This window comes from Mammaliicoccus sp. RAM2, from assembly GCF_045897195.1.
In the GTDB taxonomy this organism is placed as follows: Bacteria; Bacillota; Bacilli; order Staphylococcales; family Staphylococcaceae; genus Mammaliicoccus; species Mammaliicoccus sciuri.
In genome coordinates, this window is sequence record NZ_JBJNWI010000001.1 from 439,694 (window position 1) to 456,664 (window position 16,971).

At 32.0% G+C, this 16,971-nt stretch carries 15 protein-coding genes; 4 read left to right on the top strand and 11 right to left on the bottom strand.

Translation table 11 applies throughout. From position 1 onward, the window contains the following. Positions 1 to 91: 91 nt before the first annotated feature. The 7 genes from ACJTHF_RS02250 to nrdI form a co-directional block, all read right to left on the bottom strand. The gene (locus ACJTHF_RS02250; protein WP_058591622.1) at positions 92 to 892 is read right to left on the bottom strand and encodes an ABC transporter ATP-binding protein; all 801 of its coding nucleotides are present in this window, start codon (positions 890 to 892) and stop codon (positions 92 to 94) included. Then, complete coding sequence (locus tag ACJTHF_RS02255) at positions 889 to 1,854, bottom strand: iron chelate uptake ABC transporter family permease subunit (RefSeq protein ID WP_048539935.1); 966 nt, start codon at positions 1,852 to 1,854, stop codon at positions 889 to 891. Before ACJTHF_RS02255 ends, ACJTHF_RS02250 begins: the two co-directional genes overlap by 4 nt. Next, positions 1,844 to 2,815 (bottom strand): ABC transporter permease, encoded by a 972-nt coding sequence (locus ACJTHF_RS02260; protein WP_025905417.1) that lies wholly within the window; start codon positions 2,813 to 2,815, stop codon positions 1,844 to 1,846. The genes ACJTHF_RS02255 and ACJTHF_RS02260 overlap by 11 nt, the downstream gene beginning before the upstream one ends. Before the next feature lie 125 nt (positions 2,816 to 2,940). Then, complete coding sequence (locus ACJTHF_RS02265; RefSeq protein WP_048539936.1) at positions 2,941 to 3,357, bottom strand: FixH family protein; 417 nt, start codon at positions 3,355 to 3,357, stop codon at positions 2,941 to 2,943. A gap of 149 nt (positions 3,358 to 3,506) precedes the next feature. After that, positions 3,507 to 4,478: a class 1b ribonucleoside-diphosphate reductase subunit beta gene (gene nrdF, locus ACJTHF_RS02270; protein WP_048539937.1), complete on the bottom strand. Its 972-nt coding sequence runs from the start codon at positions 4,476 to 4,478 to the stop codon at positions 3,507 to 3,509. A 28-nt stretch (positions 4,479 to 4,506) separates the two neighbouring features. Continuing rightward, on the bottom strand, positions 4,507 to 6,612 hold the full coding sequence (gene nrdE / locus ACJTHF_RS02275; RefSeq protein ID WP_048539938.1) for a class 1b ribonucleoside-diphosphate reductase subunit alpha: 2,106 nt from the start codon (positions 6,610 to 6,612) through the stop codon (positions 4,507 to 4,509). Beyond that, the gene (gene nrdI / locus ACJTHF_RS02280) at positions 6,575 to 6,973 is read right to left on the bottom strand and encodes a class Ib ribonucleoside-diphosphate reductase assembly flavoprotein NrdI (protein WP_025905413.1); all 399 of its coding nucleotides are present in this window, start codon (positions 6,971 to 6,973) and stop codon (positions 6,575 to 6,577) included. The genes nrdE and nrdI overlap by 38 nt, the downstream gene beginning before the upstream one ends. 368 nt (positions 6,974 to 7,341) lie before the next feature. On the opposite strand from nrdI, the gene ACJTHF_RS02285 reads away from it, so the two are divergent. The 4 genes from ACJTHF_RS02285 (at position 7,342) to ACJTHF_RS02300 (ending at position 12,626) form a co-directional block, all read left to right on the top strand. After that, entirely contained in the window at positions 7,342 to 8,226 is an 885-nt protein-coding gene (locus ACJTHF_RS02285; protein ID WP_048539939.1) for a DMT family transporter, read from the top strand. After that, complete coding sequence (gene queF / locus ACJTHF_RS02290) at positions 8,226 to 8,726, top strand: preQ(1) synthase (RefSeq protein ID WP_048539940.1); 501 nt, start codon at positions 8,226 to 8,228, stop codon at positions 8,724 to 8,726. The genes ACJTHF_RS02285 and queF overlap by 1 nt, the downstream gene beginning before the upstream one ends. A 294-nt stretch (positions 8,727 to 9,020) precedes the next feature. After that, the gene (locus ACJTHF_RS02295) at positions 9,021 to 10,535 is read left to right on the top strand and encodes a peptide MFS transporter (RefSeq protein WP_048539941.1); all 1,515 of its coding nucleotides are present in this window, start codon (positions 9,021 to 9,023) and stop codon (positions 10,533 to 10,535) included. Positions 10,536 to 11,123: 588 nt separating this feature from the next. After that, the gene (locus tag ACJTHF_RS02300; protein ID WP_078355508.1) at positions 11,124 to 12,626 is read left to right on the top strand and encodes a peptide MFS transporter; all 1,503 of its coding nucleotides are present in this window, start codon (positions 11,124 to 11,126) and stop codon (positions 12,624 to 12,626) included. 39 nt (positions 12,627 to 12,665) lie between these two features. Here ACJTHF_RS02300 and ACJTHF_RS02305 read toward each other — a convergent pair whose 3' ends face one another. The 4 genes from ACJTHF_RS02305 to ACJTHF_RS02320 form a co-directional block, all read right to left on the bottom strand. Beyond that, a complete protein-coding gene (locus ACJTHF_RS02305) occupies positions 12,666 to 13,247 on the bottom strand; it encodes a 5' nucleotidase, NT5C type (RefSeq protein ID WP_058591624.1) in 582 nt (193 codons plus the stop codon). 64 nt (positions 13,248 to 13,311) lie between these two features. Then, on the bottom strand, positions 13,312 to 14,379 hold the full coding sequence (gene hisC / locus ACJTHF_RS02310; RefSeq protein ID WP_058591625.1) for a histidinol-phosphate transaminase: 1,068 nt from the start codon (positions 14,377 to 14,379) through the stop codon (positions 13,312 to 13,314). Positions 14,380 to 14,481: 102 nt separating this feature from the next. After that, on the bottom strand, positions 14,482 to 15,996 hold the full coding sequence (locus ACJTHF_RS02315) for an ABC transporter permease/substrate-binding protein (protein ID WP_078355506.1): 1,515 nt from the start codon (positions 15,994 to 15,996) through the stop codon (positions 14,482 to 14,484). Beyond that, positions 15,993 to 16,955, bottom strand: a complete 963-nt coding sequence (locus ACJTHF_RS02320) for an ABC transporter ATP-binding protein (RefSeq protein ID WP_048539946.1) — start codon at positions 16,953 to 16,955, stop codon at positions 15,993 to 15,995. Before ACJTHF_RS02320 ends, ACJTHF_RS02315 begins: the two co-directional genes overlap by 4 nt. Between the last annotated feature and the right edge of the window lie 16 nt (positions 16,956 to 16,971).

Sequence of the window (16,971 nt, forward strand, 5' to 3'; positions counted from 1 at the left end):
CTCCTTCAAATATTATGATAAATTATGCGTCCAAAACCCTATTGCCCAACAAACTACAAACATCACTCCTTTCAATGTGATATCAATTTTGCTATATAGCTAATGTTTTAATTTCTTCTTCTTCGATGTATTCATCATCAAAATAGACACAAATACGTTGACCATTAATTTCTTGAATTTTAATTTCTAAGTCATAAATGTCACGTAATACATCCTCACAAATAACATCGTTTTTAATACCGGCGATTTCAACTTTACCTTCTTTGATCGCGATAATTCTATCTGAATAGCATGAAGCAAAATTAATATCATGTATAACGATTACGATTGTCTTGTTCATTTCTTTCACAAGTCTTCTTAAGATTTTCATAATCTGTACAGAATGTTTCATATCTAGATTGTTCAATGGTTCATCTAATAGAATGTATTCTGTATCTTGAGCTATCGTCATCGCGATATAAGCTCTTTGTCTTTGACCACCTGATAGCTCACTTAAATATTTATCTTGAATTTCAGTGAGTCCTAAATAATCTAGCGCTTTATCAATCATATCTTGATCTTCTTTTTTTAATTTACCTTTTGAATATGGAAATCTTCCGAAACTCACGAGTTGTCTTACTGAAATTTTAAGTTCTGTATGATTAGTTTGTTTTAAAATTGCTAGTTTCTTAGCAAGTTCATTGCTTTTCATTGAAGCGATATCTTGATCGTCTATCGTGATTTTACCGTTATCTTTATCAATTAAGCGGCTGACCATCGCTAAGACCGTACTTTTACCTGCCCCGTTTGGACCAATGAATGATGTGATTTTCCCTTTTTCAATTTCTATATCTACTTCATCAACAACTTTATGATGATGATAAGCTTTTGTTAATCCTTCGACTTTAATCATGCTACATTACGCTCCTTTAAAATTAAGAATATAAAGTAAATGCCACCTATAAAGTTAATCATGATGCTAATTTCTGTATTACCTTCAAACAAGTGCTCCACGACCCATTGACCTAAAAATAAGCTGATCCAACTGATGAGTATTGAAGCCGGTAATATGTATTTATGTTCGAATTCTTTGATGAATTCATGTGCTAAATTCACGACAAGTAGACCTAAAAATGTAATGGGTCCAACAAGTGCTGTTGAAATTGTGACAAGTAGTGCAACCATAACCATTAACCATCTCGTCACATTTGTATAATTAACACCAAGGTTAATAGCTTGGTCTCTTCCTAAAGACAATACATCTAAGTAGTTCTTTATCTTAAAAGCAATGAATATCATAATTAATAAAACAATGCCTGATATTGTAAGTAAACCCTCATTTATTGCACCAAAGCTTGCGAACATTGCACTTTGTATAGATAAGAATTCTTCAGGATCTATCATCATTTCAATAAAACTAGATAAACTTGAGAAGAATGTTCCAAAAACAATACCTAGTAATAATATGAAGAAGACATTTTGATCTTTAGACCTAAACAATATTTGGAATAAGAATAAACTAAATAGAATCATACCAACCAATGTAATCAAAAAGTTAAGATGATTATTGAGTACGACAGTCGATGTTGAACCAAATAAAAATATTAAAGACGTTTTAATAAACATATAGACTGCATCTAAACCAATGATGGATGGTGTTAAAATTCTATTATTCGTGATTGTTTGGAAAATAACTGTAGAAACTGCAATACTGCCACCTACTAATAGCATTGCAATAACTTTTCTAACACGTCCGGTTAATTGATACGCCAATATATTAGGATTAATGTTATAAAGTAAATAAAGTGCTGCAATTAATAGCGTTAACACAGATAAAAGGATTAATTTATGTATAGGGGTTAATTTATTGAGCATTTCTCGAACGTCCTTTCATCAGCAATACTATAAATATGAAACTACCAATCACACCAATTGTTAAACCAATTGTAATTTCATAAGGGAATATAATTAATCGACCTATTACATCACAAATCATGACAAACAATGCACCAAATACAGCTGTATGTGGCAATGCATTTTTTAAATGATCTCCTCTGAATATTGAAACTAAGTTAGGAATAATTAAACCTAAGAATGGCATCATACCAACTGTTACAACAACAAGTGCCGTAATGATTGAGGCAATGATCAGTCCGATATTGACGACTTTTTGATAATTAAGTCCTAAATTCACACTAAAATCTTTACCCATACCAGCAATCGTAAATTGATTCGCAAATATAAATGCTAAAATCAATAACGGAATACTAATATAAAGAATTTCATATCTACCGCTTGTAATAATTGAGAAATTACCTTGCATAAAATTACCAATACTTTGTACAGCATTTGTACGTAATGCAACAAAAGAAGAAAAACTTGACACTATGTTTCCGAGCATAATACCAACTAATGGTATAAAAATAACATCTTTAAATTGAATTCTACGGAGAATTTGCATGAATAGCATTGTTCCAAATAAACTTAATAATGTAGCAAATAATAATTTAAGTAGTATGTTGGCTTCTGGAAAAGCGATAAGAGAAATTAATATACCTAATCTGGCCCAATCCATTGTCCCTGCAGTTGTTGGAGAAACGAATTTATTTCTTGTAAGCTGTTGCATAATCAGTCCACAAATAGCTAACGAGCTACCTGAGATAATAATACTGACTGTTCTCGGAATTCTACTTGATACTAAAATGTTCTTCTGTTCGTCTGTTAAATTTAATATATGTAATGGTTTTACTTCTGAAACACCTATAAATATAGAGAAGAACGTTGCAATTACTAATAAAATAATCAAAACATCTAAACGCATTAAAAACTTTCCCATTTCACACCCTACTTCTTTTTAGTTGATAACGATTATCATTATCTCTATTGTAATGAAGAGTATGGGTAAATGCAATGCCATTTAAAAAAAGAGTGATGGAATTAAATTCCACCACTCTTTTATAATTATTTTATATTAATATCTTTATTTGGCATTGTATGTTGATCTCTAGCAGTAACGTGACTTGTTATATTATATTGACCCGCATCTTTAAATTTATATTTTAAAGTATATACCCCATCTTTGTTTTCTTTAACTTTTTTCATTTCTGAAGATTTTTTGTCCCCATCTTTAACGATTTCAAACATCACCTCATCTGCATCTTTCACTTTTTCATCACCAAGTGTCACTTTTGCAGAAAGTTCTACTTCTTCACCTCTTTTAGCTTCTTTAGGTACATCTAAAGCCACTTCTAAAGCTTGAGGTTTATCAGAAGACTTATGCTCTGAATGTTGATGCTCATCCTCTTTTTTGTCATTTCCACATGCAGCTAGAACAGAAATAACTAATACTGTTAATACCCCTAGTAATATTCTTTTCATGAATATAACCCACCTTTCAATATATTAACTTCATTATAAACAATAAATATCACATAAATTACCATAAATATTGAAAAATATGTTAACTTTTTAATTACACAATAAAAAGAGCCTAGAACAAAATGTATGTCCTAGACTCTTTTAATATTTTACTTTTCATCAAAGATGAAGTCTTCATCTTTAAGTGCTTCTACATTTAATGCTAGTACATAACCGTCACCTTTAACACTGAAGAAGTCATGGTTTTTAGTACTTGTATTTAATGCATTTTCAATGATAGGGTTGAACGCTTTTTCTTCATAATATGGTTCAAATCCTAAATTAGCTAATGCTTTATTTGCATTATATGTTACGTAGTTCATAACATCATTTGTTAATCCTATTTCATCATATAATGTTTTTGTATATTCGTATTCATTTTTGTATAGTAAATCAAGCATACGATACATTTCTCTATCCGCTTTAATTTGTTCATCTTGTGATAATTCATTTTTTAAACTTTGGGCATCTAGTCCTGTAAACACACCATGGATAGATTCATCTAGTAAAATTTTACGGATGATTTCTCCTGAAGTTGTCATACGGCCTTGTCCAGCTAAATATAATGGATAGTAGAAACCAGAGTAGAATAAGAATGTTTCTAAGAACACACTTGATACTCTTGCCATGTATTGATCATAAATGGAAGCTTCTTTACCCCATAATTTATGATAATTACCTACAATCATTTCTGATTTATATTTCAAGTGTGGTTCTTCAACAACCCACTTATCTAATAATTCATTTGTTTCACTAGACGGTAATAGTGTCGTGAATATATGTGAATAACTTTTCGCATGTATTTGTTCCATCATACCCATAAATGAATACACTGCTTTTTTACGTAAGTCTTTCGTATGCATCATGATTAAAGGCATGCCATCATCAGCTTGATGTGTATCTAATCCAGTAAGACCAGCTAACGCCTTTTTAAAAGCATTTCTTTCAGGTTCTGTTAATGTTTCCCAACTTGCTATATCTTTAGATACTTTAAATTCTGACTCAACCCACATTTGTGAGATGTTTTGACGCCAAAACATATTCGTCATATCTTCTTGTGTATTCCAATTTACTGCCTTCATGTTAGATCTCCTATCTTAATTAAATTGATTAGATTGCGCAACTTGTACATTCTTCAACGCTTAATAATTTATTTCGTGTATAGTAAAGTGATTTTAAGCCTTTATGGTGAGCATATACGTATAATCTTGAAAGTTCACGTGTTGAAATCTCTGAATTTACATATAAAATTGTAGAAATACCTTGGTCCACATGCTCTTGAATCGTTGCAATTAAATCAATTAATTTCATTTGATCTGTATTAAATGCTGATTTGTAATACCACATTGTTTCAGGCGATAAGAATGGCATTGGGTAAAATGTTTCTGCATTACCATATGTTCTTCTTTCAATTTGATCGACAATAGGCATAACAGAACTTGTAGCATTTTGTACATATGAAATACTTTGAGTTGGTGCAATAGCAAGCCTATATGCATGGTATAAACCATTTTCTTTAACAGCTTCTGCTAATGCTTTCCAATCTTCAGCAGTTGGAATATCGAAACCTTCAAATAATGCTGCAACATTATCATATTCAGGTTTAATATCTTGTTGTATATATTTTTCAAAGTATTTACCTGAAGCGTAATCAGATTTGTCGAAATCTACATATGTTTCGTGTCTTTCTTTCGCAATTTCCATTGAACGTTCAATAGAATAGTAATTCATCATCATAAAGAAGACATTTGCGAAGTCTTTAGCTTGCTCTGATTCATAACCAATTTTATTTTTAGCTAAGAAACCATGTAAGTTCATAACACCTAAACCTACAGAATGTAATTCATTATTTGCTTTTCTTACACCTGGTGCATTTTTAATGTCTGTATCATCAGATACAACTGTTAAAGCATCCATACCAATATGTACAGAATCACGGAATTTCTTAGATTCCATGACGTTTACAATATTTAATGAACCTAAGTTACAAGAAATATCACGTTTGATTTCATCTTCAGTTCCATAATCGTTAATAATTGACGTTTCTTGTAATTGGAATATTTCTGTACATAAGTTACTCATTTTAATTTGTCCGATATTAGAGTTAGGATGCACTTTATTCGCATTATCTTTAAACATCAAATAAGGATAACCTGATTGCAATTGCGTTTGAGCAATTGTATTTAACATATCACGTGCATCTTTAGCTTTTTTAATGATATTAGGATTTGCTACAAGTTCGTCATAATATTCATCAAGATTAATATCATCAAGTGTCACACCATATTCGCGTTCAACAGTATGTGGAGCGAACATATAGAAATCTTTACCTTCTTTAGCTAAATCAAAGAATTTAGATGGCACGATTAAACCAGTAGAAATAGTAGATAATCTAATATCTTCATCTGCGTTCACTTTTTTAGTATCTAAAAATTCTAATACATCATAATGGAAGATGTTTAAGTATACTGCACCGGCACCTGGTCTTTGACCAAGTTGATCAGCATAACTAAAGCCACCTTCAAGTGATTTAGCAACTGGTAATACACCCTTAGCGACACCTTTAATGCCTTTAATAGCTTCACCACGTGCACGCAATTTAGATAAGTTGATTGCGACACCGCCACCGATTTTACTCAATTGTTTAGCTGTTGAATCTATAAAGTTAATTGAATTTAAGCTATCATCAACTTCTAATAGGAAACAACTTACTAACTCACCACGTCTAGCTCTACCAGCATTTAAGAATGTTGGTGTTGCAGGTTGGATACGTTGTTCAATCATACCTGCAACAAATTGTTTAGCTTGTTCTACATTACCTTTAGCTAAATATAGAGAAACAATAATAACGTGTTCTTTATATGTTTCAAGGTATTCTGATTTGTCATTAGTCTTCAAAGCATAATCTTTGAAGAACTTACTAGCTGACATGTAACTTGCAAATTGAAAAGGAATTGAATCTGCAAACTGGTTAATCTCTTTTAATGATGACTCACTGTATTCTTTAAATAAGTCATAATAAAAGTCTTGTTCAACTAAAAAGTGTAAACGTTCAATAGGATCATTGAATTGAATTGTTTTTTCTGCAATTTCTTCTAAGTATACTTCTAATGCTTCTTGATCTTTTTCAATATCGAAAAAGCCGTCTTCTCTTCTCTTTGTTACCTTATTGTTTAATTCAATATGATTTTTCTTTTGTTTGTTTATCATTTTCATAGAGATTAACCACCTTTTCTTTAAATTCATCTGCTATTGCTTGGTTACCGTGTAACTCAAATTTCATCAATAAAGGGACATGATATTGATTCGCGATTTCTTCACTAGCTTTCGCGAAATTCTGTCCCCAATTTCTATTTCCACTACCTGCTACTGCTTTAAGATTATGATGATTCACTTTCAAAAAATCTTGTACAGTATCAGGTACTTGGCCAAATCCAATTGTACCTGTAACCATTATAAATGGTTCATTTATTTCATTTGTCTTGTTTGCCTCAGTGAGAGCCATTGTGTCAGACAATCCTGCTCTCTGTATGAACCGTCGTACATTACCAGTTAAAGAGTAATAAATTATCTTCATAAACTTTCACCTACCACATGTAAATGCCTATGCAACTGTATAAATGAAATACAAAAAAATGAACACTTTATTCATTTTTATTTCAAATGCACAAAACACAAGATATAGTGTTATGTTTTATAAGCACATACTATATTATGTGATTCATTATAACACTTTAAATGATTCATAACACTTATAATACCTTATTATTTTTAAAAAAATAGGGTTGACTTTCTCTCTATTTCGACTAAGCGTTGCTATATCAACATTTGAAAATTACTTTCATAAAAATTTTTTTGTTAAAAACAATCACTGAATAAGTCATATACTTTTTAAAGTGAATTATGATAATATATGTTCATTGATAAAAAATAGAAGGTGTTTACATGAATTCCACAGTAAAAGGAATAATTGCAATACTCATTTCTTCGATTGGTTTTAGTTTAATGGCAGTATTCTTCAGATTATCTGGTGACTTACCAGTTTTCCAAAAATCACTTTTCAGAAATCTCATCGCGATGATTGTACCTATTTACTTTGTCATGAAGTATAGAGCACCATTTTTCGGTAAATTAGAAAATCAACCGTTACTCATTTTACGCTCTACACTTGGACTTATTGGTGTATTACTCAATATTTATGCAATTGATCACATGGTATTAAGTGATGCGGATATGTTAATGAAATTAAACCCATTCTGGACTATACTACTTTGTGCGTTATTTTTAAATGAAAAAGCACGCAAATATCAAGTAATTGCAATGGTTGTAGCGATTCTTGGTGCATTGTTTATCATTAAGCCAACATTTGATTCAGATATGATGCCAGCAGTTATTGGTTTATTATCTGGAATTTTTGCTGCAGGTGCTTATACTGCACTACGACCTTTAGGACAACGTGAAAAATCATATACAACAGTATTTTACTTTTCATTCTTTTCTACGGTTGCATTAATTCCGTTTGTCATATTTACATATGAACCAATGACACTTTCACAAGTCATCATATTATTGTTATCAGGTGTCTTTGCAACAGTTGGTCAATTTGGTATTACAATTGCATATAGTTTCGCAGCAGCAAAAGATATTTCAATATTTGTATATGCATCTGTAATATTCAGTGCAATACTCGGTTTCATCTTATTTAAAGAAGTACCAGATTTACTCAGTTACCTAGGATACATTATTATATTCTTAGCAGGCTATTATATGTTCAAGAAAGCCCAAAGAAACCCAAAACCTAAAGAAGCAATTAATAAAGGAGAATCATAATGTCAGAGGGAAGAAACAAAGACGATTTAAAAGATATTACGTTATTAGGGAATCAAAATAATCAATATTATGACCAATACAAACCAGAAGTATTAGAAGTGTTTGACAATAAACATCAAGGTAGAGATTATTTTGTAAAATTCAATTGTCCAGAATTCACTTCACTATGTCCTATTACTGGACAACCTGATTTTGCGACAATTTATATTTCTTATATTCCAAACGTCAAAATGGTAGAATCTAAATCATTAAAATTATACTTATTCAGTTTTAGAAACCATGGTGATTTTCACGAAGATTGTATGAATGTTATCATGAATGATTTAATAGAATTAATGGACCCCCATTATATAGAGGTTTTAGGTAAATTCACACCACGTGGAGGCATTTCTATAGATCCTTATACAAACTACGGAAGACCAGATTCTAAATACGAAAAAATGGCAGAGTATCGTATGATGAACCACGATTTATACCCTGAAAATATAGATAACAGATAATTATCCAATATTTAGCCGAGTCATATTCAACATGACTCGGCTTTTTATATACATAAATTCCACATTTCAAAACATATTACCCACCAATAAAGAAAACGCTTACAATTTTAAAAATTTGTTCACATTTATCTTAAGCCTTGCCACTATTGACGCTAGTATTTTTAATAGTCATTATTGTATGAATATTGTTAATCTTTAACTTGTGTTTATTTTGTGAAAGCATTACAATTTAACATGTGCTAATTTTAAGTACATCTAAAAATGAATACAGTTTATTATGAGGGGAAGTAAAAAATGGGTAACAAACATTATACTAAAGAGGAAATTATCCAAAGTACACCACGTACAGGTTTCTTTGGTCATCCTAAAGGCTTGGCTACACTATTCCTTACCGAATTCTGGGAAAGATTTAGTTATTATGGAATGAAGGCTATTCTTGCCTACTACATTTACTATTCAGTAGCAAAAGGCGGCTTTGGTATTGATCAAGGTTTAGCACTACAAATCGTCTCAATCTACGGTGCACTTGTTTATATGAGTGGTGTTATCGGTGGATGGATTGCTGATAGAATTACTGGTACACGCCATGCATTATTCTACGGTGGAATACTCATCATGATTGGTCACATCTTATTATCATTACCAAATAATTTTACATTGTTATTAATCGCGCTATTGTTCTTAATTATTGGTACAGGATTATTGAAACCAAACATTTCTTCTACAGTAGGTTTATTATATGAAAAGAATGACCCAAGAATGGATTCAGCATTTACTATTTTCTATATGTCAATCAACTTAGGTGCTTTAATTTCACCATTATTAATCGGTTGGTTACAAGTAAACGTAGGCTTCCATGCTGGTTTTGCAGTAGCAGCAGTTGGTATGTTCATCGGTTTAATTATTTATTTCATCACAAACAAGAAATATTTAGGTTTAGCGGGCGTTGAAGTACCTGATCCATTATCATCTTCTGAAAAGAAAAAAATGGTCAAAATTGTTGGTATCACTGTCGTAATTATCGCAATCGTTTGTTTCATCCTTAGTCTATTCGGACAATTAACATTGCCTAATTTTGCAAACTTTATTTCAGTACTTGGTGTTGTTCTACCAATTTACTATTTCGTGAAAATTTCATTAAGTAAAAAGACTGAAGATTATGAACGTACACGTGTATATGCATATATACCATTATTCATTGCAGCAGTAGCATTCTGGATGATTCAAGAGCAAGGTTCTACAGTATTAGCACAATTCGCAGATACTAAGACACAATTAAGCATGGCTAAATTAACAGGTGGCGCAATTGATTTTAATATACCAGCAGCATGGTTCCAATCACTTAACCCATTCTTCATTATTATTTTAGCGCCATTGTTCTCAGTATTATGGGTTAAATTAGGTAAATTCAATCCACCTACTGTTTATAAATTTGCTATAGGTGTATTCTTAGCAGGACTTTCATATATTATTATGGTCGTTCCGTTATCAGACACATCAACTTTAATTAACCCAGTTTGGTTATTCGCAAGTTTCTTATTAGTAACACTTGGTGAACTTTGTATATCACCAATCGCATTATCAACAACGACTAAATTAGCACCAAAAGCATTTACAGCTCAAATGATGAGTGTTTGGTTCTTATCAAATGCTATGGCTCAAGGTTTGAATGCTCAAATGGTAAAAATTTATACAAGTATTAGTTCAAATGATTATTTCTTATACTCAGGTATATTCGCAATCATCATTTCAATCATCTTACTTGTAGCAAGTCCAAAAATTAAAACATTAATGGCCGGCGTAAAATAAGATCTAGCCATTTACCAGGTAAGGGCAACGAAAGTTGCCCTTACCTTTTTTAGTATTGGGAAAGTTCTGATTGGTGGGAGTTAGGATGCTGTAACTTCCATTATTTCGAATTCTGGTAATTAGAATGTGCTCAATAAGAGACATTTCTCGGAATTCTGTCCCTAATAGCACCTCTTACGGACATTTCTCGGAATTCTGTCCCTAACTGCACCTCTTAGAGACATTTCTCGGAATTCTGTCCCTAACAATACCTCTTACGGACATTTCTCGGAATTCTCTCCCTAACAGCACCTCTTAGAGACATTTCTCGGAATTCTGTCCCTAACAGCACCTCTTACGGACATTTCTCGGAATTCTGTCCCTAATACCAACATCAAGAGCCCAGCTTCACTCTTATCACACAACAATACGAGTTACACAATTAACTAATATGTGTAAAAATACTTTTTAATGATATATTAATCATTTTAGAATATTCACAATATTAGAACTTATTAAAATTTTATTGAATTTACTAACATATAGGGTTAAAATGTTCTTTAAACTTACCTGACAATCGGGGGAAGTTTAGAAAGGAAGCGATTTTTTATGGGCAAAATGACGCGAGAGGAAATGGTTGAAACTGTCCCTCAACATGGATTTTTTGGACATCCTCGCGGCCTAGGTATATTGTTCTTTGTAGAATTCTGGGAACGTTTTAGTTATTATGGGATGCGTGCAATTTTACTGTATTATTTATACTTTACTGTCAGCCAAGGCGGACTAGGTTTAGATAAAATTACAGCTCAACAAATTATGGCCATGTATGGTTCATTAATATTTATGACAGGTATATTAGGTGGTTGGGTAGCTGATAGATTACTTGGCTCTCGTAGATCATTAATGTACGGTGCAGTACTTATTATGCTAGGTCATTTAGTGTTATCTTTACCGTTTGGTTTAGGTGCATTTCTTATTTCTATGATATTAATCATTGTAGGTTCGGGACTTATGAAACCTAACATTTCAAATGTTGTAGGTGGTTTATATCATAAGAATGATAATAGATTAGATGCAGGTTTTGTTATCTTTTATATGTCAGTTAATATGGGTGCTTTATTATCACCACTTATTATCGACAAAGTACGTGTAAGCGTTGGTTTCCACCAAGGATTCTCAATCGCAGCTTTCGGTATGCTTTTAGCTTTAGTAGCATACATTCTATTCCAAAAAAGAAGTCTTGGGGAAGTTGAAAATTATCCTTCTAACCCACTCAATCATAAAGAAAAAGTTAAATACGCTAAAATGTTTACATATAGTGCAATAGGTATTGTTATTCTTTTAGCTATTTTATATTTAACAGGTTATCTTACATTTAATTCAATCAGTTTAATCGTTTTAATTATCGGTATCGTTATACCATTTATATACTGGACAATTATGTATAGAAGCCCTGATATAGATCAAACAGAAAAATCAAGATTACTTGCGTATGTACCATTGTTCTTAGCTTCTGTTTTATTCTGGAGTATTCAAGAACAAGGATCAAACGTACTTGGTGTATTCGCGCAAGAACATACACAATTAGATTTAAATGCATATGGTATTAATTTCGTGATACCAGCAGGTTGGTTCCAATCCATTAACCCAATCTTCATTGTTCTATTTGCACCAGTTATTTCATTCTTGTGGCAAAAATTAGGTAAATACAATCCTTCTACACCACTTAAATTTGTAATTGGCTTAGCATTCGCTGGTATTTCATTTATTGCTATGATGATTGCTATGATGATGCAACAAGCTGAACTGATGAATCCAATTTGGTTAGTATTAAGCTTCTTCCTATGTGTTATTGGGGAATTATGTTTATCACCTACTGGATCAAGTGTTTCCGTTAAACTTGCACCAAAAGCCTTTTCAGCACAAATGCTTAGTCTTTGGTTCTTAACGAATGCAACAGCACAAGGTATTAACGGACAATTAGTTAAACTGATTGAGCCGTTAGGACAACAGAACTACTTTGGCTTAATCGGCGCAATCGCAATTGTCGTTTCACTTATTGTATTATCAATGACGCCAAAAATTAAAAAACTTATGCAAGGCATACATTAAAGTAAAAGACATCAGCTTCCCAAGCTGATGTCTTTTACTTTATTTATATGATTCTGATAAAGATTCTTGTTGTTTATTATATTCCCCGTTTTCACCAAAGAAATATGCTTCTACTTCTTTCCAGTTTTGAACTTTTGGCCATTTATCAATATCAATATTATGATCTGCTGCATACATAATAGAATGATTATTGAAGCTTTCTAGTTGTTTAGGATTATCATCAATTAAATAATCTGTATTGACGATACCTTTATCTCCACAAAATACAAAGTGTTGAGGGTCTAAGAATGGCATATGTTCTCTTAGCCAAGCGTATTTATCAGCAAATGATGTTGGTACGTCCATTGCTGCTGTAACAATATATACGTCATAGTATTCATTTAACTTCTGTACAACTTCCACAGCGTCTGGAAATACTTCTAAGTCTCTAAAAAATCCATTTTCTCTTAAAATGCTTGTCAAAATACCTTGATGTTCAGGCATCATATTACGGATTTTAGTACCTTTAAGTTCTTCCATAGTAACATTAGAAGAAGTTTCTTCATTGTAACGTCTTAAAAGTTTTTTTATTGTGTCAGCTAGCACTTCATCCATATCGATACCAATTGTTTGCTTCGTCATTATACCTTCTCCTTTATATATCAATGTCTACTAGTATACCAAAGAACGCAATGCCTTTCCTTTATTACGAACTGTGTGTTTTAAAGAATTCTTCTAATACTTGTAACATCTTATCGTTATGTTCACTAAAGCCCATCGTAATACGTACACCATTTGGGAATGGTCTTGTGATAAAGCCTTCTTTTATTAAATAATCATATAATACTTGAGGTTCGTCTGTATTAACGTATATAAAGTTCGTTTGGCTATCGTAAATATGTTCTTTAAAAGGTGCATTTAAGAATTTCTCAATTTCATGACGATTCTTTGTTGTAATGTCTTTTAAGTATGCTTGATCTTTAATCGCGGCATCTGCTGCAACAGCTGAAAGTGATGTTACATTGAATGGTAATCTGACAATATCTAATTGGTCTAATAATGATTCATTAGCGATTGCATAACCAATACGTTGTGCTGCTAATCCATATGCTTTAGAAAGTGTACGTAAGACAACGACTTGATTATATTTTGAAAGCAATTCTAAGCTATTTGGCATGTCTTCAGCAACAGCAAATTCTATATATGCTTCATCTATTAAAACGATAATATCATCTGGTACTTTTTGAATAAATGCTTCTATTGCATCATGAGGCAAATATGTGCCTGTTGGGTTATTCGGATTACAAATCCAAATCAGTTTCGTTTTATCTGTAATTTGTTCATACATTGCATCTAAATCAAAATATCCATCTTTAATTGGTGTTGTTTTAACTTGAGCACTTTCAATAATGGCATGATGTCTATACTGTCCAAATGTCATGTCACTCGTTAAAATTTCATCATCTTTTTCAAGAACTGCTCTTGAAATAATCATAATCACTTCATCTAAACCTGAACCAAAGAATATTTGTTCTTTTTTCACATTGAGAAATGTACTTAATGTTTCTTTCACTTCAAATTGTTTCACTTCTGGATAGTAGAATAATTCATCTAAATTAGCTTTGATTGCTTCTTTAACATTTGGTGAAGGACCATATAAATTCTCATTTGAAGCAAGTTTGACCATGTCTCCATCTATGCCGTATTTTTCTTTTAATTGTCTCGGAGATAACCCCGGTTGGTATGCTTGTAATTCACTTAATTGTTGCTTCATTTTTAGACCTCCAAGTTGAATTATAAAAACGGTAAACCGAAATTTACCGTTTGTTAATTTACTAGTATTATAGACCTAATCATTTTCATAAATCAATGGTATTTAATCGATCAAGTCATTCTTCTGTAAATATTCTTTCGCGACTTGATAAGCATCTTCATCCTTGATTGTCACTCTATAATTCATTTCTTGCATTTCTTCATCAGATATTTTGCCTTTTAGTTTATTCATAGCTTTCACTACATCTGGATGCTCTTTAATTGTTTCTTTTTTCATAAGTGGTGCACCTTGGTATGGTGGGAATAATTTTTTGTCATCTTCCAATACAACCATGCCATATTCTTTAAGCTCAGCATCTGTTGAATATGCATCGATTAAATCAATATCGTTACTTTCAAGTGCTTGATATCTTAATTTAGGTTCCATAGTTTTAACATCTTTAAAGTTTAAATCATATTTCTTTTGAATACCTTTGTAACCATCTTCACGGTCATTAAACTCTAAAGTGAAACCAGGTCGAATTTCATCTTCTACCTTACTTAAATCTGAAATAGTTTTAATATTATGTTTTTCAGCATATTCTTTTTTAACTGCTAAAGCATACGTATTATTATATTTCATCGGTTCAAGCAATTGCATATCAAATTTTTTATCAAGACTATTATTAGCTTGATTATATACTTCTTGTTCTGTTGTTGATTTCGGTGTTTCTTTCGTTAACTCACCTAGAACTGTACCTGTGAATTCTAAATATCCATCTATTTCGTCAGACTTTAATGCATTAAATAGGAAAGATGTCTTACCCATACCTGCTTTAACTTCTACAGTGTTGTCAGTTTCTTCTTCAATTAAAATCTTATACATATTTGTGATAACTTCTGGTTCAGATCCTAATTTACCTGCTAATGTGATTTTATCACCTTTTTGAGCAAATAAAGGTATCGTTACAGATAATAAGAATATGACTAATATTGTTCCAAGAATAATTAAAGACTTCTTGTATGAAATTCTTTCTAAAATTCTTAAAAATACATCAAAGAAAATTGCTAAAATAGCTGCAGGAATTGCCCCAAGTAATATAAGAGTTGAATTATTTCTATCAATACCTAATAATATTAAATCCCCTAGACCACCAGCACCTATTAAAGCTGCTAATGTTGCTGTACCAATGATTAATACCATTGCTGTTCGAATACCAGCCATCATAACTGGCATTGCAAGTGGTAACTCAACTTTAGACAATCTTCTACCAGTCTTCATACCTATACCACGTGCCGCTTCAATCAATGAAGGATCTACTTCTTTAATACCGGTATATGTATTCCTTAATATTGGTAATAACGCGTATATAACAAGTGCAATAATTGCCGGTATTCGCCCTATACCAAATAGCGGAATCATTAAACCTAGTAAAGCAAGAGATGGTATTGTTTGTAATACAGCTGCGATGTTAATAATAACTTCGGCTAACTTTTTAGTCTTTGTCAGTAATATACCTAACGGAACTGCGATTACGACTGCAATTAAAAGTGCAATAAATGACAATTGAATATGTTCAATTAACGTTTCTAAAAGTTGCCCTTTACGGCTTGAAAGTGTCTCGATTAAGGCATTCATGAAGAAACACCTCTATTCTTTTCAGCTAAATAACTAAACACGTATTGTCTTGTCACAATATGGCTAGGTGATGCATTTTCTGAATCCATCACAATCGCTTCGTGTTCTGCTAATAATCCATATATGTCGTCAATCGTTTGTTCTGGTGAAACTTTAGGATATTGATCAATAGAATGCGTATTTACTTCTGAAATTGGTTGCGCAATATCTCCTAACTTCACTTGCTTTAATACATGCGCATCCACATTACCAATAAATGATTTTACGAAATCATTCTTAGGGCGATGAATAAAGTCTTCTGTCGTTCCAATTTGTTCCACATGTCCTTGATTCAATAAACAAATACGGTCTCCCATTTTCATTGCTTCTTCAATATCATGTGTTACAAAGACGATTGTTTTTTTAATTTGTGATTGAAGTTCGAGTAAATCATCTTGTAAATTCTTTCTGCTAATTGGATCTAGTGCACTAAATGGTTCATCCATTAAGACAACTGGCGGATCGGAAGCTAGTGCACGAATAACGCCAATACGTTGTTGTTGTCCTCCAGATAACTCACTTGGATATCTATCTCGATATGTTTCAGGATCTAAACCGACCATAGTTAGCAATTCATCTACTCTATTCGCAATATCTTTCTTTTTCCACTTCTTCATCTCTGGTACTTGTGCGATATTTTCTTTAATCGTCATATGCGGAAAAAGCGCTATTTGTTGGAGAACATACCCAATGTCCCATCGCATTTCCGCAACATCATATTCACTTATTGGTTTATCGTTAAAATATATAAATCCTTCTGATAAAGGTATTAACCTGTTGATCATTTTAAGTGTTGTAGTCTTTCCACACCCAGAAGGTCCTATAAGTACAAAAAATTCACCTTCATTAATATTAAAACTTACATTATCTACTGCTTTCTTATCCCCGTATATCTTTGAAACAGCTTCAAACTTAATCATTAATAGACACCACATT